We start from the raw sequence: 26,605 nt of genomic DNA on the forward strand, positions 1-26,605 counted from the left end.
TTTCCTATCTAGCCCCGAAAATATGGAGCTTCTATTTTTTTCGACCAAACTTGAGCGTTGCCGTCAATATGCCGCGTAATATATTAACTTCCATCTTATCTAGGTGAACTCGCTGATATAAGCGCCGCAACCTTGTCATCAACTGACGAGGATTATCCGGGTCATGAAAGCCTACTTCTATTAGCGTTTTTTCTAGATGACTAAAATACCCTTCAACTTCGGACACAGTTGCTAGCGGCTCATCCCAAGATTCATCTTGAGAGGAAACACTGGCCAATGAATGGTGTTTGGGGGCAGTTACAGATTTATCAACGCTTTCGGTCAAACAATCTGGTCGATATAGCAAAGCCATTCGCAGCTCATAGCTAAGTAACTGAACCGCCATGGCTAAATTTAGTGAGGAAAAACTCTCTACTGCTGGAATATTTACATGATAATGACAGCGGTGCAGTTCCTCATTACTCAAGCCACTCGCCTCATTACCGAATATAAGCGACACCGAACTGCCACACTCATTAGAGTCGATGTTTTCATCTGCTAAAACCTTGTCAAGCACTAAGGAAGCACAGTCTCTAGGGTTCATAAGCGGCCAAGTCATTTTACGACTGCGGGCACTAGCACCAATCACTATCTGACTACCAGCCAAAGCCTCATCAAGCGAAGTGCAGACCATTGCTTTTGCCAGAATATCTTCAGCCCCTGAAGCTCGCCTAATCGCATCGTGAGTATTTAAGGGAGACAAATAAACAATTTCACCATGCTCATCTTTTTCATAGGCTTCTGATGGCGAGACCAAGACCAGGCGACTTAAGCCCATATTTTTCATTGCACGAGCAACTGCACCGACATTTCCCGGATGACTAGTTCTAACCAATACAACTGTCACCAGGTCACTCAGTTTTTCTTCACGACTAAGCGCTATATTATTTTGAGTCACTGGCAATATCCAAAAATATCATACTATCTAAAGAAGCTGGATTTACCAGACTCTTAAAGGAATCTATCAACGCTCTCCCCTCTTTTGCAGGCACCGACAAAGCCATGCGAACAGCAGAGCCTGCCATATGCGAAAGTAGGAAACCAACCTGTTGTAACTTTTCCCAATACTGTTCATCGTAGTATTGCTTAATACAATCAACAATTAGCTTCGTTACGCGGCGACTATCTTCGATATCCAAATCCTGTAAGGATTTGTCTGCCGAAACACTTACCCAGATATCCATCATGGCAGGCTCAGAAAGGTATTCTTGATAGTAGCTCTCAATAACCTCTTGCAACACAAAGCATGCCTCTTCTTTTGAGCGCGTCACCGGCAAGGCTTCAGACAAAGAGCTAAATGATTGATCAAAGGTATCCTGAGCTAGCGCTAAGGTAATCGCATTTTTACTAGGAAAGTACTGATATATAGAAGCTGGGGTAACACCAGCACGCTCCGAAATTTCGTGAATTTTAAGTTGGGCGCTGCCCTTTTCAGAAATTAAGGATTTTGCTGCATTCAGAATTGCGTCGACACGCTTTTTACTTCTTGCCTGAGTCGGCCTGCGACGACTGTCATTTGTTTTATCTTGCAAAGTTGTTCCATATAATTGCGAATAAATTATAAGGTGACCAGGCTGCTAGATGTACACACTCTGAAAATTCACCAACTAGAGCGCTAGTTTAACGCCGTTTTAATCTAGATGGGAGTACCTAATCAAGATTTGCTCACCGGGACCCTCTGAATAGCACCTTGGAGATTTCTATATTCGCGTGCCTCTGTCACATTTTTTTGCTATGATCCGCCCCACTTGGTCTCCAGTACGCTGGACTGCACCATACGCTCTTTATCAATTCGTTCTTTTGTCATTCACTTTTTATATGTAAGTGGTAACTATGAAGCCTATTTTAAATATTGCTTTGCGCGCTTCTCGTCAAGCATGCGAATATATTAATCAAAGTATCGATAAAAATGATCCAAACCAATCTGACCCTAATGCTAATGAAAAGCTGGTCAGCCATCTTGAATCTACTTTATTTCAAACCTTCTTTGATAGCCTAAAGAAAGCCAACCCAACCCACTTCATTATCGCACCCGATGAAACACCTAGCGACGTAAAAGAAGATAGCTGGCAAGTTAACGGCTTTCACGCGCCCTACAACCTGCTACGAAAAATCCCAGCAACGGCTTTTTCACTTGTTCATAAGTCTTCAGGAAAATCTCAAAACGCCTTACTTGTTAACCCGACAAATGGTGATGAATACACAGCAAGCCGTGGAAGCGGAGCAGCACTTAATGGCAGAAGAATTCGTTGTACCTCTCCTAAATCGCTAGCTGAAGCGACGGTTGCAATCAATACCATAAATCAATTCGACTCACCTGCCGAATCTCACGTCATTGCTGACTTTATTAGTGAAGTGGGAAGCAATGTCGGTCAAATGCAGGTTAGCAATTGCGATGCTCTTGATGTCGCCATGGTTGCCGCTGGCCAAATTGATGCAGCAATACTAACCAAGGTAAACGCTAAAGAGCTTGAAGCAGCTCTGCTGCTATGCCAGGAGTCTGGCGCACTGACAGGTACACTAAACGGCGGTGTATTTAGCGATAAAGAAGACAAAATCATCGTTGCCAATCCAAAGCTCTTTAAAGCATTGGTCCAGCGCTTTAATACTTTTCAAACACGCCTCTAAGGTAGCGCGTTTGAGAGCGCTAAATACTAGCCATAAAAAAGGGAGCTTCTGCTCCCTTTTTTATGGCTAGTATTTGACTACCTGACTTTAAGGTTGGTCATCAATAGCGTTTCCTTCCTCGTCCTCGACAACTGGAGCAATCAAATCTTCTTTGCTCACACCCATCGACAACAAGACATTACTAGCAACATAAATAGATGAATACGTACCCACTAACACACCAATCAAAAGCGCCTTAGCAAAGCCGTTAATCATTTCACCACCAAGAAAGTACAAGGCAAACAGCACTAACAAAGTCGTCGCCGATGTAACCAAGGTTCGAGATAAAGTTTGTGTCAACGAAATGTTAATGACTTCATCAGGCTCTGACTTTCTTAACTTTCTGAAGTTTTCCCTAATACGGTCGGATACAACAATCGTGTCATTCAAGGAATAACCAATTACCGCTAGTAGAGCAGCCAATACGGTTAAGTCGAAATCCCAACCCAGAATGGAAAAAGCACCAATAACGATAATGACATCATGTATCAAAGCCGATACAGCACCTACCGAGAACTTGAACTGAAACCTGACAGCAACATAGAACATGACCAAACCCAAGGCCAACAGCAAGCCAATGCCGCCCTGCTCTCTTAACTCTTCACCAACCTGTGCGCCAACAAATTCAGCTCTGGTCAGCTCTAGCTGCACACCATTCGCAGACAAGGTGCTCGCGACTTGCGCACCAACCTTATCGTTAAACGACTCAGACAAGCGAACCAACACAGATGTTGCTGCACCAAAGTTTTGTACAACTAATTTCTCATAACCCGCTGCAAGCAACTGCTCACGCACTTCTTCAAGGTTCGGCGCTTCTTGGTATTCAACCTCTACCAGCGTCCCCCCTGTAAAATCCAAACCCAAAGCCAGACCTTTCACACCAAGCGAAGTAATTGAGGCAAGCAATAAGATGATCGAGAATGCCGCGGCAATCTTACGTTTGCCCATAAAATCTATTGTATTGTTCATCCTGAGCACCTTACCCTATCGAAATTTTCTTCAGCTGACGGCCGCCATAGGCCAAGTTAACAATCGCTCGCGTCAGTACGACAGAAGTGAAGAGCGAAGTCATAATACCGAGTGACAATGTCACCGCAAAACCTTTAACCGGGCCAGTTCCTACCGCAAACAAGATAACCGCAGCAATCAACGTGGTTATATTTGCATCGAAAATCGCTACAAATGCTCGACTATAGCCGGCATGAATAGCTTGCTGAGGAGAAAGACCGTTTGCCAGCTCCTCGCGGATACGAGCAAAGATCAACACGTTTGCATCAACCGCCATACCGACAGTCAGTACAATACCAGCGATGCCTGGCAGGGTAAGTGTGGCAGAGATCATCGACATTAATGCACACAATAGAATGACGTTTATTGCTAGAGCAATATTCGCGACAACACCAAATGCCCGGTAGTAAACAAGCATAAACAATAAGACCAAAGCGAAACCGATTTGAACGGACATCAAACCCGCGTCGATATTTGCCTGCCCCAGGCTAGGCCCAACTGTACGCTCTTCAACAAAGTAAATTGGCGCTGCAAGCGAACCCGCTCTAAGAAGCAATGCCAGTTCAGCAGCTTCGGTGGCTGAGTCCAGACCGGTAATACGGAAGCTGTTACCAAACGCCCCCTGTATCGTTGCCAAGTTAATAATCTGGCGAATCTCACGGTTACGACGCTCTGTTACTTCTTCACCGTCGACTATTTTCTTAATTAGCTCAGACTTCTGCTCGATAAATAAAACACCCATGCGGCGCTTTAAGTTTCGCTTGGTCACTTCAAGCATCAACTTACCGCCCTTACCGTCAAGGTCGATATTAACCTGTGCCACTCCGTTTTCATCAAAACTCGCACGAGCATTCGATACATTGCTTCCCGTGACGATAATATCTTTTTCCAGGTAAGCGGTACGTCCTTTCTCACTCTTGAAGTCAAACTGCTGCATTTCTCGGCTAGAAGCGCTCGACTTAGCCTCTAGACGAAACTCCAGGTTTGCTGTTTTACCAATAATACGTTTTGCTGCCGCCGTATCCTGAACACCAGGGAGCTCAACCACGATACGGTTACGCCCCTGACGCTGAACCAAAGGCTCAGCAACACCCAGTTCGTTAACACGATTTCTAAGCGTAATCAGGTTTTGTTGAACAGCATAATCTTCAATCTCTTTAATTCGCGCTTCAGATAGTTTTAGCAATAAGAAGAAGCTTTCATCTTCTTCGATTGTTGTACGTGTAAACTGACGATATTCTGATGCGGCAAGCGAAACCGCTTTGTCCAATTCCTTTTCAGACTTGAACTTAACCTTGAGGCCATCAGTGCCTTCAACCAATACCGAACGATAGCGAATTTTTTCACTACGCATCGCTGTTTTAATATCACTCATTGAGACTTGAAGCTTTTGACTCAAAGCTTTATCCATATCAACTTCGAGTAAGAAGTGAACACCACCTCGCAAATCTAGACCAAGTTTCATAGGTCCAGCACCCATAGACTTAAGCCAATCAGGTGTGCTTGGTGCCATATTTAGCGCCGCAATATAATCACTACCCAAAACATCGCTTAGGACTTCTTTTGCAGATAATTGAGCTTCGTTGTCATAGAAACGAACCAAAAGGTTATTACCATTTAACTCCGCATGCTTAACAACAACATTATTTTTCTCTAATACGCTAACGACCCGCTTCTGTAGAGCATCGTCTGCTTTTAGCGAGCTTTGCGTTCCGGTCACCTGCACAGCAAAGTCATCAGGATAGAGATTAGGTAATGAGTACACTGCACCCAATGCCAGGGTGATCAGTATGAGAATATATTTCCACGCGGGGTATGTATTGAGCATCTTAGCTCCAGATCCTTTCGGTATTATTCAAAGTAATTGAGTGTGCAGGTGTTATATCACGACGCAGACCCTGTTACGCGAACAAAGCCTAAACAAACGTAAAAACATCTCGATTAGCCTAGTCGCTCACCCTTTGTGAGCGACTAACACTGATTTAGATACCTTTTAAGGTGCCTTTTGGTAATGCTGAGGCAACTGCTACTTTCTGAATGTTCATTTCAACACCCTCAGAAACTTCAACCTTAACAAACTCTTCTGAAACTTTTGTGACCTTACCAGCGATACCGCCATTCGTCACAATCTCGTCACCTTTGCTTAATTCAGAAACCAGATTTCTATGCTCTTTGGCACGCTTTGACTGTGGCCTCCACATCAAGAAGTAAAAAATCAGGATAAAGCCACCAAAGAATACCAACTGCATCATTGCACTTGGGCCTTGAGGTGAAACAGGCGCGCCTTCAGCCAGGCTAAGCGCAGAGTACATGCAGAAAGTCAGAAACAGACCAATTTTAGCGATTAATTTCATTAAGGGTTCCCCTTGTTTAGTTCTAATAGTTAGCAGTAAAATTTTTTAACTGAGCAACACTTTATTCTGCTGCGCCAGCTGTTAATTCTGGTGTTGTTTCGCCTCTTTGGGCATAGAAGGTATCAACAAAGGCCGACAATTTACCTTGTTCGATGGCCTGACGCAATCCACTCATTAAGTTCTGATAATATCTTAGGTTATGAATTGTGTTGAGTTGCGCGCCTAGCATCTCTTTACACTTATCTAAATGATGAAGATAGCTACGACTAAAGTTCTTACAGGTATAGCAGTCACATTGTTCATCGAGCGGAGATGGGTCTTCTTTATGAGCTGAATTTCTTATCTTGATAACACCCGTTGAAGTAAACAAATGGCCGTTGCGAGCATTTCTTGTCGGCATTACGCAGTCAAACATATCGATACCGCGACGAACAGACTCAACCAAGTCTTCAGGCTTCCCTACTCCCATTAAATAACGAGGCTTATCTTCAGGCATTTTATAGCCGATATGATCAAGCACCTTCATCATTTCTTCTTTCGGTTCACCAACAGATAAGCCACCAATGGCATAACCATCGAAGCCAATATTGGCTAAGCCTTCCAGGCTTTCATCACGCAAGTGCTCATACATTCCGCCCTGCACAATGCCAAATAAAGCTGAAGGGTTATCACCGTGAGCCTGTTTACTACGTTCAGCCCAGCGCATCGATAGCTCCATTGAACTACGTGCTTCTTCTTCCGTTGCAGGGTAAGGCGTACATTCGTCAAAAATCATAACGATATCTGAACCAAGCTTACGCTGAACTTCCATTGAGATTTCAGGCGTCAGCTCTACTTTAGAACCATTGATAGGGGACTTGAATGTTACACCCTTCTCGCTGATCTTACGCATATCTCCGAGGCTAAAAACCTGAAAACCTCCAGAATCAGTCAGAATTGGTTTATCCCATTGGATAAAGTCATGCAAAGTACCATGTTTCTCAACAATGTCGGTGCCCGGTCTTAGCATTAGATGAAAAGTATTTCCGAGAATAATATCCGCGCCAATCTCTTCGATATCCTTAGGTAGCATGCCTTTTACCGTACCGTAAGTGCCAACCGGCATAAACGCAGGGGTCTGTATTTTCCCACGTGGAAAGTCAATTTCTCCACGTCGAGCCAAGCCATCTGTCTGGCTGACCTTAAAGGACATACAACAATTCGATTCACTCAATGTATTACTCCGAAATATTCCCGCTAGAGGGATTTAGAAACATCGCATCACCATAACTGAAAAAGCGATACTTATTTGCAACAGCCTGCTCATAAGCATTTAAGATATTTGCCTGGCCTGAAAATGCAGATACCAACATTAATAGGGTCGATTTCGGCAAATGAAAGTTAGTAATCAGTGCATCGACACTTTTAAACTCATAACCTGGGAAAATAAATATCTCAGTATCACCGGTAAAAGCCTTAAGCTCGCCTGACTGGCTGGCAGATTCAAGACTACGAACACTAGTTGTGCCGACGCAAATAACACGACCACCTTTTCGACGAGTCGCAGTCACTTTATCAACCACGTCTTGAGTCACTTCAATCCATTCCGAATGCATTTCGTGGTCTTTAATATCGTCAACCTTTACTGGCTGGAAGGTTCCAGCACCAACATGCAAGGTAACAAAAGCTGTATCAACGCCTTTTGCTTTAAGCCTTTCAATAAGCTCATCATCAAAGTGCAAGCCTGCCGTAGGCGCTGCTGCCGCGCCTGGCTTATCGGCATAGACAGTTTGATAACGATCCTGATCCATATCCTCATCACCACGCTCAATATACGGAGGTAAAGGAATGTGGCCGTACTTTTCAAGCAGATCAAAAACCTCTAAAGACTCGGTCTCAAGAATAAACAGTGCATTCTGTCGCCCCTTCATTTCGATTACTTGCGTGCTACCATCGTCGGTATCAACAAGAATCTTGCTACCTTCTTTAGGGGAACGGCTAGACCTGACATGCGCTAAAAACGTATGACTATCAATCATTCGCTCAAAAAGAATTTCCAGTTTGCCGCCACTTTCTTTCTTCGCAAACAAACGCGCTGGAACAACCTTGGTATCATTGAATACCAGTAAGTCGTTTTCATTAACCAGCTCATAAACATCAGCAAAGGATCGATGAGCTAGTTTCCCCTCACTACCTTCGACCACCAACAAACGGCTTTGGCTTCGCTCTTCTGTCGGGTAGTTAGCAATTAGCTCGGGCGGCAAGTCAAAATCAAAATCAGAAACTTTCATACCGTCTTAGATTCTCGGTGTTTCACAGACAACGTCAGCATTTTGAGCACGATGGCGCATTAGGTGATCCAACAAAACCATTGCCATCATCGCTTCAGCAATGGGCGTAGCACGAATACCCACGCATGGGTCGTGACGGCCTTTGGTTGATACTTCAATCTGATTGCCTGCTGTATCGATACTTTTACCCGGCAAATGAATGCTTGAGGTCGGCTTCAAAGCCATATGCGCAACAATATCCTGCCCTGTTGAAATACCGCCTAAGACACCGCCCGCGTGATTCGAAAGAAACCCTTCCGGCGTCATCTCGTCTCTATGCTCTGTGCCCTTTTGCTCAATACAATCAAAACCTGCACCAATTTCCACACCTTTTACGGCATTGATACTCATAAAGGCATGCGCCAGCTCGGCATCTAGCCGGTCAAAGATTGGCTCACCCAAACCAGGTGGTACATTGCGTGCAACAACAGAAATTTTCGCGCCAATAGAGTTACCCTCTTTATTCAGCGCTTTCATATAATCTTCCATCTCACCGACTTTACCGGCATCAGGGCAGAAAAATGGATTGTCATTGACGATAGACATATCCACTTTTTCAACTTTAATTGGACCCAGCTGAGACAGGTAACCGTTGATTTCAATACCAAACGATTGCTTCAAGTATTTCTTGGCGATAGCACCCGCTGCAACACGCATTGCTGTTTCTCGAGCAGAAGAACGACCGCCCCCGCGGTAATCCCTGAAGCCATATTTCTGGTTGTAAGCATAATCAGCATGCGCTGGTCTAAAGGTCGTTGCGATATTCGAGTAATCTTTTGAGCGCTGATCCGTATTCTTAATCAACAAACCTATGGGCGTACCCGTTGTTTTCCCCTCAAAGATACCAGAGAGGATCTCAACTTCATCAGCCTCTTTACGCTGCGTAGTGTAGCGCGATGTGCCCGGCTTCCGACGATCCAGGTCGACCTGTAAATCTTCTTCACTAAGCTCTATCCCCGGAGGGCAACCATCAACAATACAGCCTATCGCTTTTCCATGGCTCTCACCAAAAGAAGTGACTGTAAAAAGCTTTCCAAACGTATTACCCGACATACTATCTGCCTCTTTCTCTAGTTAAACGCTTTTGAGCGTTCAACAATAATATTCAATTCTATACCCAAGGGTAGTTTCTTAATTCTTGTGCGCGAATCACAAACACGCCGTGCCCACCCTGTTCGAACTCAACCCAAGTAAAGGGAAAATCAGGATAAGCCTCTTCTAGCGCTTCCCAACTATTTCCAACCTCAACAATCATTAAGCCATCATCGCTTAAGTGCTTCGCACCTTCCGATAGAATTCGTCTGACAATATCCAGCCCGTCAGGCCCTGCAACCAAGCCTAACACAGGCTCAGCACTATACTCTTCGGGCATGCTGTCAAAATCATTTTGATCAACATAAGGCGGATTCGACAAAATTAAATCGTAACGAACATGTTCACCATCCGAGAACTGCGAAGGATCGCTCAAAGCACTGAAAAGATCAGAGGAAAACGCCTGAACCCGGTCATTTAATTCATACAATTCAATATTCGACTTTGCCACGGCCAGGGCATCGACTGATATATCAAACAAATCCACCTGCGCCTCTTCAAACTCCAAAGCGGCAGCGATGCCGATGCAACCACTTCCGGTACATAAATCAAGCACTCGCTCAGGCTCATTTAATAGCCAAGGTTCCATATGATGCCCGATGAGTTCGGCAATCGGAGAGCGAGGTATGAGCACTCGCTCATCGACATTGAAGCGCAAACCACAAAACCAAGCTTGTTTGGTGATATAAGCCAGTGGCTCTCGGCCTTTTGTTCTGCGCTTAATCGCATCTAAGATAAGCGCCTTCTCTTCGTCTGCCAGACGACAAGACCATAGTTCAGTCGAAAAATCCCAAGGCAGATCTAATAACTGAAGAACCAGGCTGACTGCCTCATCCCAGTTGTTGTCAGTACCATGGCCACAATAAACCTGTTCACGATTCAAACTCGAAAAAGTGTAACGAATAAAATCAGCTATCGTCTGCAAATTTGACTCACTACTTGATGCACTGCTAGCAAGTTCAGAAGAACGGGTTTGAGTCTGAGGCACGCGGGCTAATTCCTAATATCGAAAAAGCCCGCAATTATATAGAGAATCGGCAGCTGGGGGAATGGGAGACACCGAAGTCAGCAGCTAAATTTAGATTGCCTTAGTATCAAAAGCTAAATTCTTGCCAAACTTTAGCGACAACTGATCCCCTTTGTGTAGCTGCCCCACCCCCTTCGGCGTTCCGGTAAGAACAACGTCACCTGGGTTGAGCGTGAAAAAGGTACTCATATGCGCAATAAGTGGCGCGATCGGGTTCAACATATCGCTACTCTTACCATGCTGTCGCAACTCTCCATTGATACTCAAGGTAAACTCAAGCTGGTTTAAGGCTGTACAGTTCCCTAACGGAACAAATTCACTGAGCGGGCAAGCACCATCAAAGCTTTTGGCGACTTCCCAAGGGTGGGATTTTTCTTTCAACTTTGACTGCAGCTCACGCCGCGTTAGATCAAGCGCCAAACCTAAGCCTTCAATTCCTTGCTCCGCTTGTTCGGCATTTGCATTAGATAGCGTCTCTCCGATCAATACGGCAATCTCTGCCTCATAGTGGCAATCTGTGTCTGGAATAGTGAAAGGTTCACTTAAAGAGACGACAGCCGACCCTGGTTTAATAAACAGAATCGGCTCAGAAGGTATGGGGTTATTAAGCTCTTTGGCATGTTCTGCGTAATTACGCCCGACACAAACGACTTTTGTGATAGGTGATTCGAATAAACTTCCATCAACAAATTTTGCTGTATAAGGCATCACTACTCCTACTAAGCTACAAGGTCTCTAGGAGCAGTGTTCTGCGCAACTACTCCGGAGTCGCGCATTCTGTCGCAGATGGATTAAATTTACAACGGATCTTCCACAATATTGAGATAGCTTTTGCGTCGTAGGCTTTTTCATCTCTTAAGGCTAAACGAATCTTCTTAGAAAGGTTTTCATACTCTGACTTTCTTACATCATCGAGACTCACCCAGTACTTCTGTGGAATTTCACTGTGTGCCTGCTTAACTGTATTCTCGAGTTCATTAAATCGAGATAGCGCATGCTGGCGCATATTGTGAGCAAAATTTGCTGGGGCTGTTTCAGTATTGACGACCATTTCCATCACAGCATAAAGAATATTGAAGTCAACAATTCCGCCAGTTTCGCCCAAACCTTTGTATAACTCAAACGTGTTGTAAGCCAACGCGGGCGCAAACATTACGTCAACGTTGCCATTATTGAATTGCCCACCCCAAGTAGCCAACGAAGTGTGTACCGGCGATGCACCAACCACTTGGGCAAATCGCTCACTGGCTACATCAGCATTCAAAATAGACACTTTTTTGCCGCTAATTGCTGATATATCCACATTACTCTTATCTCGAACAAAGGTATAAATCTCGCCAATTGGAAACAACCCAGCCATCTGGTACTTGCCATTGGAAATCAACTTCTCTGCTTTCTTACTCGATAAGGATTTCGACAATGTTTTCAATTCTTTTAAAGTACGAATAGCGCCTGGAGCACCAAAAGCCCCGGTAAAAGGCACGAAGTCTTTTGCTAGAATATTGGTTAATAAAACGGCACTGCATTCGCCTGAACGGAAGTCATTCGAAGCAACTTTCTCATCCGTATAGGCTTCCATTTGCAAATCAATCCCCCAACTTATTGCCTTGAGCTTTGTTTCCTTCAAAAAAGAAATAAACGGCCCATTAGCACCAACAGGGTCCCAGACACAAAATTTAACCGGCGTTAAATTACTGGCATTCGCTGGCAGAGCGCTTGCGACAAGTATCAGCGTAAAGAAGAATAGTCGGGTTATTCGTGAACTCATGGTACTTCCTTTATTATTTTCAATAGAACAAGGTCTTTACCCATCCAGAAATTTGAACGACAAAATGGAACAGCAAAAAACCGAGAACGAGACAGTATCTGAATATTATTCACATTTCAATTTCAGACACTGTGATTTTCACCTAATTTGGAACAATTAGTCATGCACTCAACCGGAATAGACTGTTCTAGAATCGCTACTTATCAAACTCGATTAGGTAATAACGCGCAGGGAGAAAGAGGAAATCTAGTTTTTCTCTGCTACCACTGAGCCACTTTATCTGAAGCTGCTGATAGCTTTGTTTTTCTGCCATACCAAAATGAGCAAGAGGCTCATCAAAACTAAGAAAACCACCTCCAAGAACTTGCTGAGATAACTGCGCCGCGCTTTCATCTTCAAGAGAATGACCGAGCAATTGCACGCTGGAGCCCAATACCGTTTGCCCATTAAGTCTTAGATCGATCAATATACCCGGCTCTCGAGTCTGATTGATGAAGACGCCATGGTCGGCAGCAACTCGTTGGGAGATGATATCGAGATCACCATCCCGGTCAAAATCAACCGTCACAAAGCTCGGGGTATTTAGATAATCTTCCAAGCCCATTTCCGCTTCTGCTCGGTACATTCCTTCGCCATGCTTATTCATATACAAAACATTGGTCTGGGTACGCCGCCCTGCTCCACCAAACATATAACCGTTGCCAACATAAATATCGTTCCAGCCATCATTATTCAAGTCTGCTATCTTGCTGTGCCAACTCCAATAACTTTCTGATACAGCCCAGTCTTCAGCAAGTTCTTGCCAGCCGCCCATCGAGGACATAGACAAGACATTGCGCTGAACACCCTTAGGGTATAGTGAATAGTTGATAGCTTGCTTTGGGGGAATTACTTTACTGGCAGCTCGGCATAAAGACTCAGCCACTTTGTTTTCCTGAGTCATGAGACTACAAATATCGTCTTGCCTTGATTGCCTGGCCAGTTGAATAAGCTGCGCCTGAAGACAGTCTTGTTTTCTCTTGCTCTCAGCCAAATATTGACAGGTACCAACTTGCCCAGATTTGACAGCCTGATCAAGTGAAAGCAAAGCTCTACACGCCTGTAAGTCTGCAATGCCAGCCTGCTGACAATAGTCCAAACCACCCTCTTGGCCAAAAGACATATCAACACTAAAGTAATCAATTAGCTGGTCTCGATTGAGGTCGCCACTGGCGATACTCATCGTGTTAAATGCACTGTAAGCTGGCAGGTTACTATCGGCTTTAGCTACTTGGAAACGCCCCGATTTCCAGCGATATATAATATCGGGGGCATCCATATCATTTCCCACGAGCAACTCCGGCTTACCATCTCGATCAATATCCGAGAAAAGTACTGACAAGGTCTCCCCTTGCGCTCCAGGTAATGCATGTGGCTTAAAATCTCGGCGAGTATTATTGGATGAATGCTTCTTGATGGCAGCATTCTCAATATAATAATTTTGGGAACGGTGCGGATTAAAATGTCTTAAGTCGCCAGCAAACCAGCTACCCAAAGCCATATCAATATCACCATCCTGATCAACATCCTGAAATGCCGCTGACATCACTAGTTGACTGTTTTCAAGCATCAGCTCCTGATAGCGACCTTGATCAAAGCTACCGCCCTGGTTCCAATAGATTCTATTACCAGCACCATAAAACGACACAAACAAGTCAGGATAGCTATCTGCATCCAAATCAACAAAACTGACCAATACTGGGCTTAGTTCACTTCCAAACTCTAGCGTTTTTCGCTTAGCAAAGCGCCCCCCCATATTCTGATAAAGTCGTATGCGGTCGGAATAAGCAATTGCCAGGTCTGGCCATAGATCCTGGTTCGTATCCCCCGTTGCAATACCCCGGCCATAGCTGAAGGGCTCAAATAATTCGACAGCTTTCATCGCAGGCGCACTTTCCAGACCAATAGAAGCGGCTTTAGTCTGCTCAAAGCCAACAACAGAATCATCGCTATTTTGGCCTTTTAAAGCGTAAGACTTAAGCACAAAGTCCCGACCAAGCTCCGACTTAAGATGGTGCGTATCGACTAAATCTAGCCCTTTGGTTTTCGCTAGTAAGGCCTCTACCTCTTCACCTTCACTATGCAACGCTCCCGCAAGCTGATCATGCTGTTCATTTAAATACTGATAGCTCAGATCTGACAATAGCTCTGCTAAATAAGCTTGAATCGCCTCTTCGTTACATCGTGCTTTAAGAGCTGTATTACTAATCAGTGAGCACGCTTCTGAATCACCGACATTGATGCCCTGAAAGTAACGTGAAAAGTCGTCGCATGCCGCTTTAATAACAGGCTCATTCAACTGCGTGCAGAATGACTTATCTGCACCCTGCTCTAGCTTGTGATTGATTAGCAGCGCCTGACATCGCTGCACAGCGACTGAGCTTTCCAAACCTGAACAAGCATTCAAGTCTCCTTGCTGTACTAGCAATATATTCTGACGTATAAGCTTATGTTCATTGAGGCAAAATGCCGTCAAATCTTCTACGGCTCCAGAACCTTCAAGTGAAGCGCATAGCGCATAGCCCGGATAAAGTTCTGTATTTAGCGCTAAGCTCTCAACTAAACACTGGCGCTGACCTTCTTGAGAATTTAAAGACAAGCATGGCGATAAGCTTTGTTGCTCAAGTGTCTTCTCGAAAAAATAGTCATAACGACAGCGCTGCCTATATTGCGTAGGTAAACTATTACACTGATCCACACTTTCGTTTGTTAAGGCGCCTTTCCTGACTTTAAGATAATCAAATGCCTCCATACAGCGCTGGCGATAGCTCGCTGCATCCTCCAGATAATCACAGGCACTCGCACTAAATTGCTTCGATAATAGCTCAACAACGAAGCGTTCAAAGCAGTCATACTGACGAGACTCACCAAGAACATGGCAGGCACGGGCAGCTTTTCGCATCAGGGGGCGTGCCGAATATTCCGGTAAACCGTGAAGCTCTATTGCTTCCTTTTCAGCCGCATCATTAGTCATCGCTAGCTGAGATAGTTTTTCTGTTACCGATAGCAACTTAGCGCCCTGTGATTGCTCGGTATATGCGCTGACGGTCAGACCAGCCAGTAACGCTAAAACAGACACACTCAATAATAAGGCAAGGCTCAATTTCAGAGAGATATCTCGTGCAACCATCGTCGCGGGATAAATACTAAAAACGCCTAAAGCAAAAAAGGCTGCGCCAACATAGGCAATATCAACCCCCGCTGCCAACAAGCCAACTGAGATAACAACATCGAAGGCAATAGGAACCGGAAAAAAAGCAGCGCACAAGGCCACCACAATTAGTATTATTAAGGTCCACGACCCATTTAAGTTATCTAGTGAAACAAATTCTGCTACAAGCGCAGCAAGCCCCCCAGCTAAAAGCATAAGAGGCAGCGCCCCTTTTAAGATAAACCCTAAATGCCCCAAATATGCTTTGGTAAATTCAAAGACAAACTGAAGCCCCCTAGTTTGTTGCGTAATTGCACAGGCATTTAGCGGGAGATCAATACCACTACCTTTAAACTTACCACCCTCGCCATGAAAACGAGCACTTAAAAAGGGAATTACCAGTAAGACAAAAAATACGATCAAGATGTACTTAATGGCAACTAGCTCTATGGGCAGCAAGCTTAGTGACATCGCAACCACGATAAAATTAAAGCTTGGCGAACTACTCAGCATCGATAAAGCGGTGGGAGTAGGAAGGCCTCCCCGGTATAAACCAAAAGCAATGGGCGTAGAACAGTTGGCGCAAACACCCAAAGGAGTTCCGAGCAAGGCACCAATAAACGCTTGTTTATAAGGATTTCGCCCATCTGCGACTTTAGGCAAGTTTATTGAAAGGAAAGATATTAAAGTCAGTACAGCTGCAGCAAATAGAAAACCAAAGGTCATTCCTTGCCAGTTGGTATATGCCCAGTTAAGCGAGCTATAGAGAATACGCTCTGCATGCCCTTGCTCAGCACTAAGCGGGTAAATGACATCAAAGGCGAGAGAACTAAGATGGTTGCGCTGGCCCATCTGAGCTTTTTCATCCAGCGCTGGAAGCCGCGACTGGGACAAGAACAACAATGAGATAAAGGCGAGCAGAATGAGAGAGCAAAGAAATCCCCTTTTATCGACTACCCGCATATTGTTCTCATTACCGTACATTCACCATCTAATTAAAGAGGCTACAGATCGAAAATCTTTCCAGGATTCATCAAGCCTTTTGGATCAAAGACACGCTTAACGCCTTTCATCATTTCGATCTCAACAGGCGAACGCGAATAACCCAGGTAATCTTTCTTGACCATTCCGACGCCGTGCTCTGCCGAGATACTACCATTGTATTTTGCGACAATATCAAAAACCCACTTATTTACCTGAATGCACTTCGAGAAGAACTCTTCATTGCTTAAATCTTCAGGCTTAAGAATATTCAAATGCAGATTGCCATCACCGATATGACCAAACCAGATAATTTCAAAATCCGGGTAATGCTCAGTCACCACTGAATTGATCTCATTTAGAAACTCAGGAACTTTAGAGACCACGACCGAAATATCGTTTTTGTACGGAGTACGCACAGAAATCGACTCTGAGATACCTTCACGCAAACGCCATAAGTTATTGAGCTGGGTTTCACTCTGGCTGATCACACCATCCAAAACCCACCCTTCTTCAACACAGGTTTCAAATAAAGCCATTGCGTCATCCATTACCTGGTCAGACGTCGATTCGAACTCCAACAATGCATAGAAAGGCGCTTCAGTTTCAAAGGGTGCAGGCACATCGTTGTGCGCTAAGACATGCCCCATCGCTTCGTGCGAGAAAAACTCATAGGCAGTCAAGTCCAGCTTTGCTTGGAATGCTTTCAAGACATCCATGGTGTTACCAATATCTGATAGACCCAGAACCAAAGCAGTCAGATTGTTCGGTTGACGCGTTAGTTTCATTGTTGCTTCAGTGATAAAACCAAGTGTTCCTTCAGCACCAATAAACAAGTGACGCAAATCATATCCGGTATTGTTTTTCAACAAGTCTCGGTTTAGTTCAAGAATTTCGCCAGCACCTGTTACCACGGTTAAACCCAAGACCCAATCACGGCTCATGCCGTATTTGATAACTTTAATACCGCCCGCATTAGTCGATAGGTTACCTCCTAGCTGACTAGAACCGGCCGATGCAAAGTCAACCGGATAGTACAAACCGTTCTCTTCGGCGAAGTTTTGCAACTGCTGTGTAACAACACCAGCCTGACAACGTACAGCCTGATCACTGGCGCTGAAATCAACGATCTGATTCATGTAATCGAAAGAAACGACCACTTCACCATTGCTTGCCACAGCCCCCGCACTTAAACCGGTTCGTCCGCCAGAAGGTACTAGTGCAAACTCGTGCTCATTCGCTAGCTTAACAATTGCCTGAACTTCTTCAGTTGTTTTGGGGAATACAATCGCTAGAGGCTTAGGCGCATATATTTTCGTCCAATCCTTACCATGAGACTCTAGAGTCTCCGCATCAGTACGAACTTTCCCGTCTTCTACCACTGCTTTTAACGCATCAATTATCTGAGTTTCCGAAGCCATAAGCTTATCAATCCACCTAAATCTGTTAATAACTGTACTCTTACTTCCAAGGCTAGTTAGCTAAAAGGCAAGAAATAACAGCGCTTAATGTTAAATTTAATTCTAGCTATTGCAACTAAACAATTGATATAGCTAGAATTAAAAAGAGTTTTAATATTTTGAACGACTAAAAAGCGGAATATGTTATCATACGCGGCTTTTCCAGACACAAATTCTTGAAATAATCTGTTGTTAACAGTGTATTTTGATTCTTAGATAAAAGGTTTTTTGCGAATATGACTACGACGTCTTTAGATAAAGGTAAAATCAGGTTTTTGCTTTTAGAAGGTGTACATGAATCTGCTGTGGAAACACTTAAAAAGGCAGGTTATACCAACATTGAATATTTGAAAACTTCTTTGGCTCAAGATGAGTTGATCGAAAAGATCGCAGATGCTCACTTCGTCGGTATTCGTTCACGCACTCAATTGACTGAGGAAGTATTTCAAGCCGCTAAAAAGCTAATCGCAGTTGGTTGTTTCTGTATTGGTACCAATCAGGTCGACCTTAAAGCAGCTACCAAACACGGTATCGCTGTTTTTAACGCTCCTTACTCAAATACTCGAAGTGTTGCCGAACTAGTACTTGCCGAAGCAATTCTACTACTTCGTGGCGTACCTGAGAAGAATGCTCTTGCTCACCGCGGTGGCTGGCTAAAATCAGCTACCAATAGCTACGAAATTCGCGGTAAAAAGCTCGGGATTGTTGGCTACGGCAGCATCGGCAGCCAGTTGAGCGTTCTTGCTGAATCATTGGGCATGAAGGTCTACTTCTACGATGTAGTAACCAAACTTCCTTTGGGTAATGCAACGCAACTTGATTCTATGGAAGACTTGCTTGGCATGTCTGATATTGTCAGCCTGCACGTACCTGAAACCGGTGCAACACAAGACATGATGGGACCAGAACAGTTTGCTCAAATGAAAGATGGCAGCATCTTCATTAACGCAGCTCGTGGAACAGTTGTTGTAATTGACGCATTATGTGAAGCACTTAAGTCTGGCCGAGTATTGGGCGCCGCAGTGGATGTATTCCCTGTAGAGCCTAAGTCAAACAACGAAGAATTTATTTCTCCTCTTCGCGAGTTTGATAACGTTATCCTAACGCCTCACGTTGGTGGTAGCACAATGGAAGCGCAAGCCAACATTGGTTTCGAAGTTGGTGAGAAGCTAGCTACCTATAGTGATACTGGTACTTCTATCACTTCGGTTAACTTCCCTGAGGTTGCGCTACCATCTCACCCAGATAACCACAGAATTCTTCATATTCATGAGAACATTCCGGGTGTTATGTCCGAGATCAACCAAGTGCTATCTGAAAACAACATCAACATTCTAGGTCAATACCTTCAAACCAACGAAGGCGTGGGTTATGTTGTAATTGATGTTAATAAAGAGTGCAGCGGTCTAGCGAAAGACAAGCTAAAAACAGTCAACGGAACGATTCGTTGTCGAGTTCTGTTCTAGAAACAATTCGATCCGCAAAAAGCAAAAAGCAAAAAGCCGCATCTCATTTGAATGCGGCTTTTTTACTTCTAAATTAAGACTTAATTCTAACGAAAAGCGCTTATGCCTTGGATGCTGAGCCTTTATTACGAACCTTAGTTACCTTCTTGGTCACTTTTTTGCCTGCCTTTTTTTCCTCAACAATACTCGTCGTGGAATTTGCATTAAACTCACTAAGCAAAGCGTCAAACACGCTCTGCCTTTTGAGAAGCGACTCATTTACCAGATGATGCTGCGCACCCTCTAGATAGGCTATTTTCACCTCACTAAACACTCTCTTTAGCACCGTGATATTGTGTTCCCAGTCAACTGTCATGTCGTCAGTGCCCTGAATAATCAATACCTTTCGTTTGAGCTTCTTACCACTTTCAATTCGTGGAACCCAATCGCGTAAGGCACTAATCCAGTCAACCGCCAACCACTTGGACTGCAAGGGGTCATGTTCTTTCAGAAACTTCAGGAATTTCACATCCGCGCTATTTTGTGAGAATGAGCGATGCCACACTTTGAAAAACGGTTTAACCAAAGAGTGAGCCTTTTTAACAAAGCTCCAGCCTTTAGGTCGCACCAGCGGCGCGAGCAAAACCACCTTATCAAAAGCTTCACCGTGCGTTTCAGTATGCATTAAGCGGTCAATCAAAACTGCCCCGCCCGTACTCTGACCAACACAGTGGAATGGTTGCGGTAGATTAGCGCGACACGACGCCAAACAAGCATCGATCGCCTCTTGATACTGCTGGAAACACTGAATTGAAGCAGGCTTGCCACTTGATAATCCATGTCCAGGCATATCATAGATAACAACCGCATAACCCGACTTTATTAAAAAGCGAATTAGGTGATGATATATTCCGGCATGATCGAAGTATCCATGAAACACAAACACGGTACCTTTAGCATCAAGTGGTTTAAAGCTTTGCATAACGATACGAAAGTCACTTGCATCAAGCCAACCTGCACGCTGCTCTAGTCCGTCGAACTCACGATAGAAAGCCATATCATAGAAGTCATAGTAATGCGCTATTTCCCCCTTAACTGCAGCTTTCGACTTAAACGAAAACTTACCTAACTCCATTAATAAGCGATCACGATCCCAATTCATTCAACTTCCTCAATTAACTACTTTGTATCTAGATGTAAACGACGCAATTAGACGTTTCTATTAGCTTTGTTAAAAATTAACAAACGCTCAGATACATAAACTCACATTTAACATTGTTTTAAATTAGAGCCCTAAAAAGCATCAATAATTTAGTTACAATATAACCACAACGACATTACAAGGATATTTTAAATTGCGACCTACCGTGAACTAGCAAACTTATCTTAGCTGCTGGTTCATTACCTGAGTAATTAGTGTCGCAAATAAAGAAGAGAGTAGATCATGAGACAAGAAAGTAAACCTTTTACCTTTATCGACATCGTATTGGCCATGAGCATCACTGGCATCATGCTTGGCTTCCTCGTTCAACAGCTTCTCGACTTTTAGTATTTAACAGCGGCCTGTTTTGCCGCATAATCACCAGATATTTTTTGCTGGGTGATAAATAAATGGAATACCTTCCTCCCTGGTGGGCCAGAAATGGCCACCTTCAGAGCGTCTATCCTTCAGTTTTCAGAAAGGTATCAGCTGACTTTTATACTCGTGAGCGCCTGGAAACACCCGACCAAGACTTTATCGACCTGGATTGGGCCAAGAACAAGCAAAGCCCTCTTAAAAGGCTTGTGGTGCTTAGTCATGGCCTTGAAGGACATAGTAAACGTCCATACATACTCGGCATGGCGAAAATTGCGCTCCAGAACAACTGGGATGTGCTTGCCTGGAACTTCCGCTCATGCAGTGGCGAACCAAACAGAAAGCTCCAGTCATACCACAGCGGTCAAACAGGAGACTTACAATACGTTGTTAAGCATGCCATAGCACAAGGTTACGAAGAGGTCTGCTTAGTTGGCTTTAGCATTGGTGGCAATAAGACACTTTTATACCTTGGCCGCGAATCCGAAGACGTTCCCAAAGAAGTCAGCGGCGCCGTTACCTTTTCTGTTCCATGTGATTTAACTAGCAGCTCAAAACAGTTAGCGCTGCCACAGAATAAAATTTACATGAAAAATTTCCTGTTCAGCCTTAAAGCAAAACTTAAAGAAAAAAAGCTTCGTTTCCCGCAAGAAGTTGACCTAACAGGTTTTAGAAAACTGAAAACCTTTTACGACTTTGACCAGCGCTACACTGCACCATTAAACGGCTTTGCTAGTGCAGAAGAATACTGGTACAAATCGAGTTCTAGCAGGTATATAGAACAGATAAATACACCAACACTACTTATCAGCGCGTTAGATGACCCATTCCTCACAAAGCAATGTTTCCCACATGAAGCAGCGAAGAGCAACCCTTGCTTCGAGCTAGAAACACCACGTTTTGGTGGTCATGTTGGCTTTATGGGCTTTAACAAAGAAGGACTCTACTGGTCAGAAGAACGTGCGATTGAATACTTAAATCGCTTAAGCCGGTTTTAAAGCTTAAAGCCAGCTCTCAATTGCCTCGTGTGCCTGAACATTCTCCGCTCGAGCCTGCAAACCACCCTCACTCAAATAAACGCTAAACCGAGCCCGGTCTTTCATAGGAATAAAGGTACCACTCCCGTAAACCAAGCTCGCCCCTGGCAGCCACTTATAACTAGTTAGCCATTGCTTAAAATCTCTAAGCACAGGCAGCGTATTTTCTGAGCCCTTGTCAGCCTGCCAAAGATTAAACAGCGTCCTGGGCTTATTTCTTTCATCATCTATTGAATGGTAACGTCCAGATAAGCGGTCAAAACGAAATGCATCTTCCATCCCTAAAAAGCGCCAGAAATCTCCCCAGACGAGCAAGCGAGCATCCAGCTGCCACACATCCCCTTCTATTTCAAAGTGCAGAGGAGGCTGTTCGTTTAGCTCTAAAACCAAATTATATCGTTGAGGTCCAAGTCTAAATGTTTCAACGCTTGCTATCTTTTGAGCAGAAGTTTGTGCTTTAAAACTGTACAAATCCCAGGAACTGTAAAGAAGGGCCATTGCAGAGAGTATAGCTAGAATAGCAAGCGTAGCTTTTAGCCATGCCTTGAACCATGTACGAAGGAACAGGTACTTGAAAGAAATAACAATTAGCAGAGCGCCGAGAATAGCAATAGACAAGACGGGCAAGAACATAATTACCTCCTACCCTTGTATAAGCTTAAGTACCATACCCAATTGAAGCCAGACTTTCTTCTGACAACTTTAACAAAGCATCATTCTGGGTTTGTGCCTTGGTCATACTCTCAATGTAGTATTCCAATGAAGTCAGTGCATCAGCCAGAGTTTCTAACAAAGTCTGGTCAGGCATCGTATCACCGTCAACCAACTCCTGTTGAATACAGGACATGCACTTCAATAACAAGGACGTTAACCTCTCCTCACCAATGATGCTCATTGCACCACGGATACTGTCCATGACAGTATAGACTGTTGCCAGGTGAAGCTTATCACCCTGGGATTCAACGTAGGAGCTAATTGATCGTTTAGCCAAGCCTAGCCCGGACTTTGACTCATCAATAACAACGATAGTCGCTTCGCTCAAATATGGCGTTTCGCCATCTTTATGGGCCGACTGCAACTCTACTTCACCCTGAATACCCGTTTCTTCAAAGCGCTTAATCGCCTGCTCAATACCTAACACAGCGTCAGCTACAGCAAATAAATCCTGTTCGGCAACATCCGTCCCTGTGCCTTGCCAAGTTTTGATTGCTTCGATCTGCTGATCACAAGCTAGGCTAATTTTCTTCAGGTCGAGCATAGACAAGGTGCTGCTCAGGCGTTCAAAGACACCCACTATAAACTGCATATCCTCATCGCTTGGCGCATCACCACGCTCAAGAATATCTAATTTTTCTTTAAGCTGAATTAGCTCTTCTTGCAATGCATTGGACAAAGACTTAAGAACATCTGCACCCGGGCCAAACAACCGCTTGCTTTCTGCCGATAAAGACTTTTCATCAAAATCCAATAGGGAAACTTTGTAGCCTTCCAGTACTGCATTCACTTGCTGAGAATAATAACCACTAATTGCTAACAAGTAGATAAGCTCTTTATGCAAAGACTCCGGTGCCGATTTACTGGTCACCACAGTTCCAACCAATGCCATCTCACGAAGGTACTTTTCAACCTTCATAAACAAGCGCTTGCGAAGGTCATGAGTACTCATATCTTGTTCAAGCAAGGTGTCTGCGACAATATTCACTAAGGCCCAAAATTGCGCCAATGGCTCACCAGCACATAGTTTCATTGCACCTTTGGAGGCACGAGAGATTAGCCGCAACGCTATTTGCTTGTTTCGGTCACGCAATATGTCAAGCAAACCAACCTGATACATATGCCTGAAGCGCTTAGCGTGGTGTTCAAAGTCACCAAGTTTATTACTACTCGATAGGCCAAATATAGTGCTCGGGTCAAATGCCCTATCGCTGGGTAAGTCAAAAAAGTGTGACTCTGGAAAGGGTTTGGTTTTTCTGGCTATTCGAAGCTCATTGATAATCGGCAAAAGAAGCTCTGGATGATCAAGCTTCTTCTGACAAAAATATTCGGTATAACGGCGCAAGATAAAAATAGCATTACTTAGGTTTGTTAACAGGCCATTTTTGTCGTCATTTGCACCAACAGGCACTTCATTCGCTAAGGCAACAGATTCCTGACATAGCAGCACGCAGCCCTGTACCTCTACCAGCACAAAGATACCGCGCAATTGGTTCAAGTAATCGATGCAGTTCTGAAGATCTTCTCCACTGTCGCGATTTTCCTGAAATCGTTCCAGGCTTTGCTCTGCGTGTTGAATTGTTGCTTCAATTTCCGGCTGAACCAGTTCAATAGAACTTAGACTCGTAGATGACAAGGCCATAAGCTAATTCCGGTCCAAAGAGTAATTATCAAGTTTCAAAATAAAACCGCTTTAATTCTTGTATTAATACTTCTAACCAAATAACGTCTCAGTTAATGGTCAGAACATGCTCTAAATCAATTTAAAAAAATATCGTTGGTTATTAATTTATATCACAATTCCGACGCTTAACAAGTTTAGCACTGTGTGTTTTCGTAATTAGCAAAGACTAGCTCTGCTACTTATGAAACACTTATAAGTCCCAAATCACCTGGTCTGATTTCTTTCTAAGTGATTCGAGGTATTTTTCATGAGACGCAGCTTCCTCTGTATTGGCAGCCAGAACAGGTAGAGGCTTGCGTGTACCGGGTAACCTTCGAATACCTCCGGCGCCACCTTCATCTGTCTTTTCCTTATCTAGCAACAAGCTAGTCTGCCCACCACTTAGTAATAAATAAACATCAGCGAGTATTTCGGAGTCCAATAAAGCCCCGTGCAGTTCACGGTGACTATTATTGATCCCGTAGCGTTTACATAAAGCATCCAGATTGTTCTTTTGCCCCGGATGCTTCTCTCGCGCCATGGCTAGTGTATCTAATACACCACAGTAATTTTCTACCGGAGGGATCTTGTTGACCAAAAGGTTAAATTCGTGGTTGATAAAGCCAACGTCAAACGCCGCATTATGGATAACCAGTTCAGAACCTTTTATATACTCAAGAAATTCTTGGGCAATATCAGCAAACAAAGGCTTATCAGCTAGAAACTCATTCGTTATTCCGTGGACATCTATCGCTTCTTGCTCTACGACCCGCTCTGGGTTGATATACACATGGTAGTGATTTCCTGTCAGCTTACGGTCAATCAGTTCGACACAACCAATCTCGATTATCCTGTGGCCAAGCTGAGGATTTATACCGGTGGTTTCTGTATCAAGTACGACCTGCCTCACCCTTCAACTCCATCAATCACATGAACCTTACCAATACTGTCTTTTCGAATAACCGAGTCAACTCCGAGATTGGCAAGCTGGTCAGCCATTTCATTACCTGGATCACCACTATGACCTTTCACCCAAAACCATTTTACCTCATGTGTTGCGACTTGCTCATCCAACGCTTTCCATAGCTCAACATTCTTTACTGGCTTTTTGGCTGCAGTTTTCCAGCCATTTTTCTTCCAACCTTTTATCCACTCAAGCATCCCTTTGCGCATATATTGGGAGTCGGTATGTAAGTGAACAACACTAGGTTTCTTTAAGCTTTCGAGCGCCCGAATTGCAGCAAGCAGCTCCATTCTATTGTTGGTTGTATCAAGCTCACCACCATAAATCTTTTTCTGATGCTTCCCGCTTGTTAATAATGCTCCCCAACCTCCCGGTCCAGGGTTGCCTTTACAGGCTCCATCGGTATAAATCTCTATCATTCTTCTTTATCTTTCTCGTTATAAACTGAAAAGTCTTGTTCCAAAACCCGAGTGTGCCGTGAGCTTGCCAAAGGCATTCCTACGACCTTTGCACCTCGACGCCATTTTGAGTAGGAATTGATTCGTGAACCGACCTGTTTTTGTGCCGATATCAAATAGTATGCGCCTAGGGGGACTTTTGTATTGAGCACTTTATCGAGCCACAAAAAACGCCTAAATAAACCTGCATTATTAAAAGGCAGGCCGTAGTAATGGTATTTAGTAGTTCCCACCCTAAAATCGAGCAAATTCAACCAATCTTCGATTCGCTTACCACCAATAAAACAACTATTCCAGGGTGCTTGCTGCGACCTCCCTAACAACCTCCTCACTCCCCAAGTACTGAGAGGGTTAAACCCAACTATCACCATCGTACCAGAAGACTTGAGCACCCTGGCTGCCTCTCGCAGGGTTTGATGAGGCGCACTGGAAAAATCTAGTGCATGGTGCAAGATAACAACATCTTGGGTTTCGCTTTCTAATGCCAATTCCTCAGAAGAAGAAATAATAGAGTTTTCAGGTAAGTCCGGTTCCCACTCTGGCAACACATAAAATTTATGCCCCAAGCTACTTGGGTTACCTACTGGCACCCTATGCGAGACACCTATCTCAGCCTGGTGATAGCCAAACAAGCGATGTATTTTATTTGCTATATTACGCCGTTGGTCAGCTAATAAACTACGTCCTAAAGCACTCTGAAACCACTGTTCCAGTTGCTGTTGTTTAGAACTGTTAGCCTGTGCATTTTTATCCAAATCTTGTAACCCTGACATCGCAAAGCTCCCGCAGCGTGCTCGCAACAAAGCAGACTCTATCTAAAGTAGCTTTAATTTACCCAGTATTCATTCTAAGC

Annotated in this window: 22 protein-coding genes; 3 read left to right on the forward strand and 19 right to left on the reverse strand. The window is 44.1% G+C overall.

Annotated elements, in window-relative coordinates:
• Positions 1–31 precede the first annotated feature (31 nt).
• Together A3729_RS15920 and A3729_RS15925 are read right to left on the reverse strand one after the other, a co-directional pair.
• A complete protein-coding gene (locus tag A3729_RS15920) occupies positions 32–937 on the reverse strand; it encodes an RNA methyltransferase (protein ID WP_231872195.1) in 906 nt (301 codons plus the stop codon).
• Positions 924–1,571 carry a TetR/AcrR family transcriptional regulator gene (locus A3729_RS15925; RefSeq protein ID WP_068510621.1) on the reverse strand — a complete coding sequence of 216 codons (648 nt, stop codon included), beginning with the start codon at positions 1,569–1,571 and terminating at the stop codon, positions 924–926. The genes A3729_RS15920 and A3729_RS15925 overlap by 14 nt, the downstream gene beginning before the upstream one ends.
• A gap of 301 nt (positions 1,572–1,872) precedes the next feature.
• Between A3729_RS15925 and A3729_RS15930 the strand changes: the two genes are divergently transcribed.
• Positions 1,873–2,667 (forward strand): inositol monophosphatase family protein, encoded by a 795-nt coding sequence (locus tag A3729_RS15930; protein ID WP_068510623.1) that lies wholly within the window; start codon positions 1,873–1,875, stop codon positions 2,665–2,667.
• 87 nt (positions 2,668–2,754) lie between these two features.
• Here the strand turns inward: A3729_RS15930 and secF are convergent, their stop codons facing one another.
• The 11 genes from secF to A3729_RS15985 form a co-directional block, all read right to left on the reverse strand.
• Positions 2,755–3,675, reverse strand: coding sequence for a protein translocase subunit SecF (gene secF, locus A3729_RS15935; protein ID WP_068510624.1), 921 nt, complete (start codon positions 3,673–3,675; stop codon positions 2,755–2,757).
• Positions 3,676–3,685: 10 nt separating this feature from the next.
• A complete protein-coding gene (gene secD, locus A3729_RS15940) occupies positions 3,686–5,542 on the reverse strand; it encodes a protein translocase subunit SecD (protein WP_068553243.1) in 1,857 nt (618 codons plus the stop codon).
• Positions 5,543–5,696: 154 nt separating this feature from the next.
• Positions 5,697–5,966 carry a preprotein translocase subunit YajC gene (gene yajC, locus A3729_RS15945; RefSeq protein WP_231872197.1) on the reverse strand — a complete coding sequence of 90 codons (270 nt, stop codon included), beginning with the start codon at positions 5,964–5,966 and terminating at the stop codon, positions 5,697–5,699.
• A 163-nt stretch (positions 5,967–6,129) separates the two neighbouring features.
• Positions 6,130–7,260: a tRNA guanosine(34) transglycosylase Tgt gene (gene tgt, locus A3729_RS15950; protein ID WP_068510630.1), complete on the reverse strand. Its 1,131-nt coding sequence runs from the start codon at positions 7,258–7,260 to the stop codon at positions 6,130–6,132.
• A gap of 25 nt (positions 7,261–7,285) precedes the next feature.
• Positions 7,286–8,338 carry a tRNA preQ1(34) S-adenosylmethionine ribosyltransferase-isomerase QueA gene (gene queA / locus A3729_RS15955; protein WP_068553245.1) on the reverse strand — a complete coding sequence of 351 codons (1,053 nt, stop codon included), beginning with the start codon at positions 8,336–8,338 and terminating at the stop codon, positions 7,286–7,288.
• 6 nt (positions 8,339–8,344) lie between these two features.
• Positions 8,345–9,430, reverse strand: coding sequence for a chorismate synthase (gene aroC / locus A3729_RS15960; protein WP_068634069.1), 1,086 nt, complete (start codon positions 9,428–9,430; stop codon positions 8,345–8,347).
• A gap of 58 nt (positions 9,431–9,488) precedes the next feature.
• Positions 9,489–10,457, reverse strand: a complete 969-nt coding sequence (gene prmB / locus A3729_RS15965) for a 50S ribosomal protein L3 N(5)-glutamine methyltransferase (RefSeq protein WP_068510637.1) — start codon at positions 10,455–10,457, stop codon at positions 9,489–9,491.
• Positions 10,458–10,547: 90 nt separating this feature from the next.
• A complete protein-coding gene (locus A3729_RS15970; RefSeq protein ID WP_068553251.1) occupies positions 10,548–11,204 on the reverse strand; it encodes a fumarylacetoacetate hydrolase family protein in 657 nt (218 codons plus the stop codon).
• A 49-nt stretch (positions 11,205–11,253) separates the two neighbouring features.
• Positions 11,254–12,264, reverse strand: coding sequence for a putative solute-binding protein (locus A3729_RS15975; RefSeq protein ID WP_068510642.1), 1,011 nt, complete (start codon positions 12,262–12,264; stop codon positions 11,254–11,256).
• A gap of 196 nt (positions 12,265–12,460) precedes the next feature.
• Complete coding sequence (locus tag A3729_RS15980) at positions 12,461–16,438, reverse strand: FG-GAP-like repeat-containing protein (protein ID WP_068634070.1); 3,978 nt, start codon at positions 16,436–16,438, stop codon at positions 12,461–12,463.
• Between the two features lie 20 nt (positions 16,439–16,458).
• A complete protein-coding gene (locus A3729_RS15985) occupies positions 16,459–17,856 on the reverse strand; it encodes an FAD-binding oxidoreductase (protein ID WP_068510644.1) in 1,398 nt (465 codons plus the stop codon).
• Positions 17,857–18,131: 275 nt separating this feature from the next.
• On the opposite strand from A3729_RS15985, the gene serA reads away from it, so the two are divergent.
• The gene (gene serA, locus A3729_RS15990; RefSeq protein WP_068507262.1) at positions 18,132–19,361 is read left to right on the forward strand and encodes a phosphoglycerate dehydrogenase; all 1,230 of its coding nucleotides are present in this window, start codon (positions 18,132–18,134) and stop codon (positions 19,359–19,361) included.
• Between the two features lie 100 nt (positions 19,362–19,461).
• Here the strand turns inward: serA and A3729_RS15995 are convergent, their stop codons facing one another.
• A complete protein-coding gene (locus A3729_RS15995) occupies positions 19,462–20,502 on the reverse strand; it encodes an alpha/beta hydrolase (protein WP_068507260.1) in 1,041 nt (346 codons plus the stop codon).
• A gap of 449 nt (positions 20,503–20,951) precedes the next feature.
• Between A3729_RS15995 and A3729_RS16000 the strand changes: the two genes are divergently transcribed.
• Positions 20,952–21,914, forward strand: a complete 963-nt coding sequence (locus tag A3729_RS16000) for a YheT family hydrolase (protein WP_068510646.1) — start codon at positions 20,952–20,954, stop codon at positions 21,912–21,914.
• Between the two features lie 3 nt (positions 21,915–21,917).
• On the opposite strand, the gene A3729_RS16005 is transcribed toward A3729_RS16000, so the two are convergent.
• The 5 genes from A3729_RS16005 to A3729_RS16025 all read right to left on the reverse strand — a co-directional run bounded on the left by A3729_RS16005 (position 21,918) and on the right by A3729_RS16025 (position 26,525).
• On the reverse strand, positions 21,918–22,586 hold the full coding sequence (locus A3729_RS16005; RefSeq protein ID WP_068634071.1) for a hypothetical protein: 669 nt from the start codon (positions 22,584–22,586) through the stop codon (positions 21,918–21,920).
• 25 nt (positions 22,587–22,611) lie between these two features.
• Entirely contained in the window at positions 22,612–24,309 is a 1,698-nt protein-coding gene (locus A3729_RS16010) for a hypothetical protein (protein ID WP_068634072.1), read from the reverse strand.
• 232 nt (positions 24,310–24,541) lie between these two features.
• Positions 24,542–25,240, reverse strand: a complete 699-nt coding sequence (dnaQ, locus tag A3729_RS16015) for a DNA polymerase III subunit epsilon (RefSeq protein WP_068634073.1) — start codon at positions 25,238–25,240, stop codon at positions 24,542–24,544.
• Entirely contained in the window at positions 25,237–25,713 is a 477-nt protein-coding gene (gene rnhA / locus A3729_RS16020) for a ribonuclease HI (RefSeq protein ID WP_068510651.1), read from the reverse strand. Before rnhA ends, dnaQ begins: the two co-directional genes overlap by 4 nt.
• Positions 25,710–26,525 carry a class I SAM-dependent methyltransferase gene (locus A3729_RS16025; RefSeq protein ID WP_068552990.1) on the reverse strand — a complete coding sequence of 272 codons (816 nt, stop codon included), beginning with the start codon at positions 26,523–26,525 and terminating at the stop codon, positions 25,710–25,712. The genes rnhA and A3729_RS16025 overlap by 4 nt, the downstream gene beginning before the upstream one ends.
• Positions 26,526–26,605 lie beyond the last annotated feature (80 nt).

It is taken from the genome of Oleiphilus sp. HI0043 (assembly GCF_001634935.1).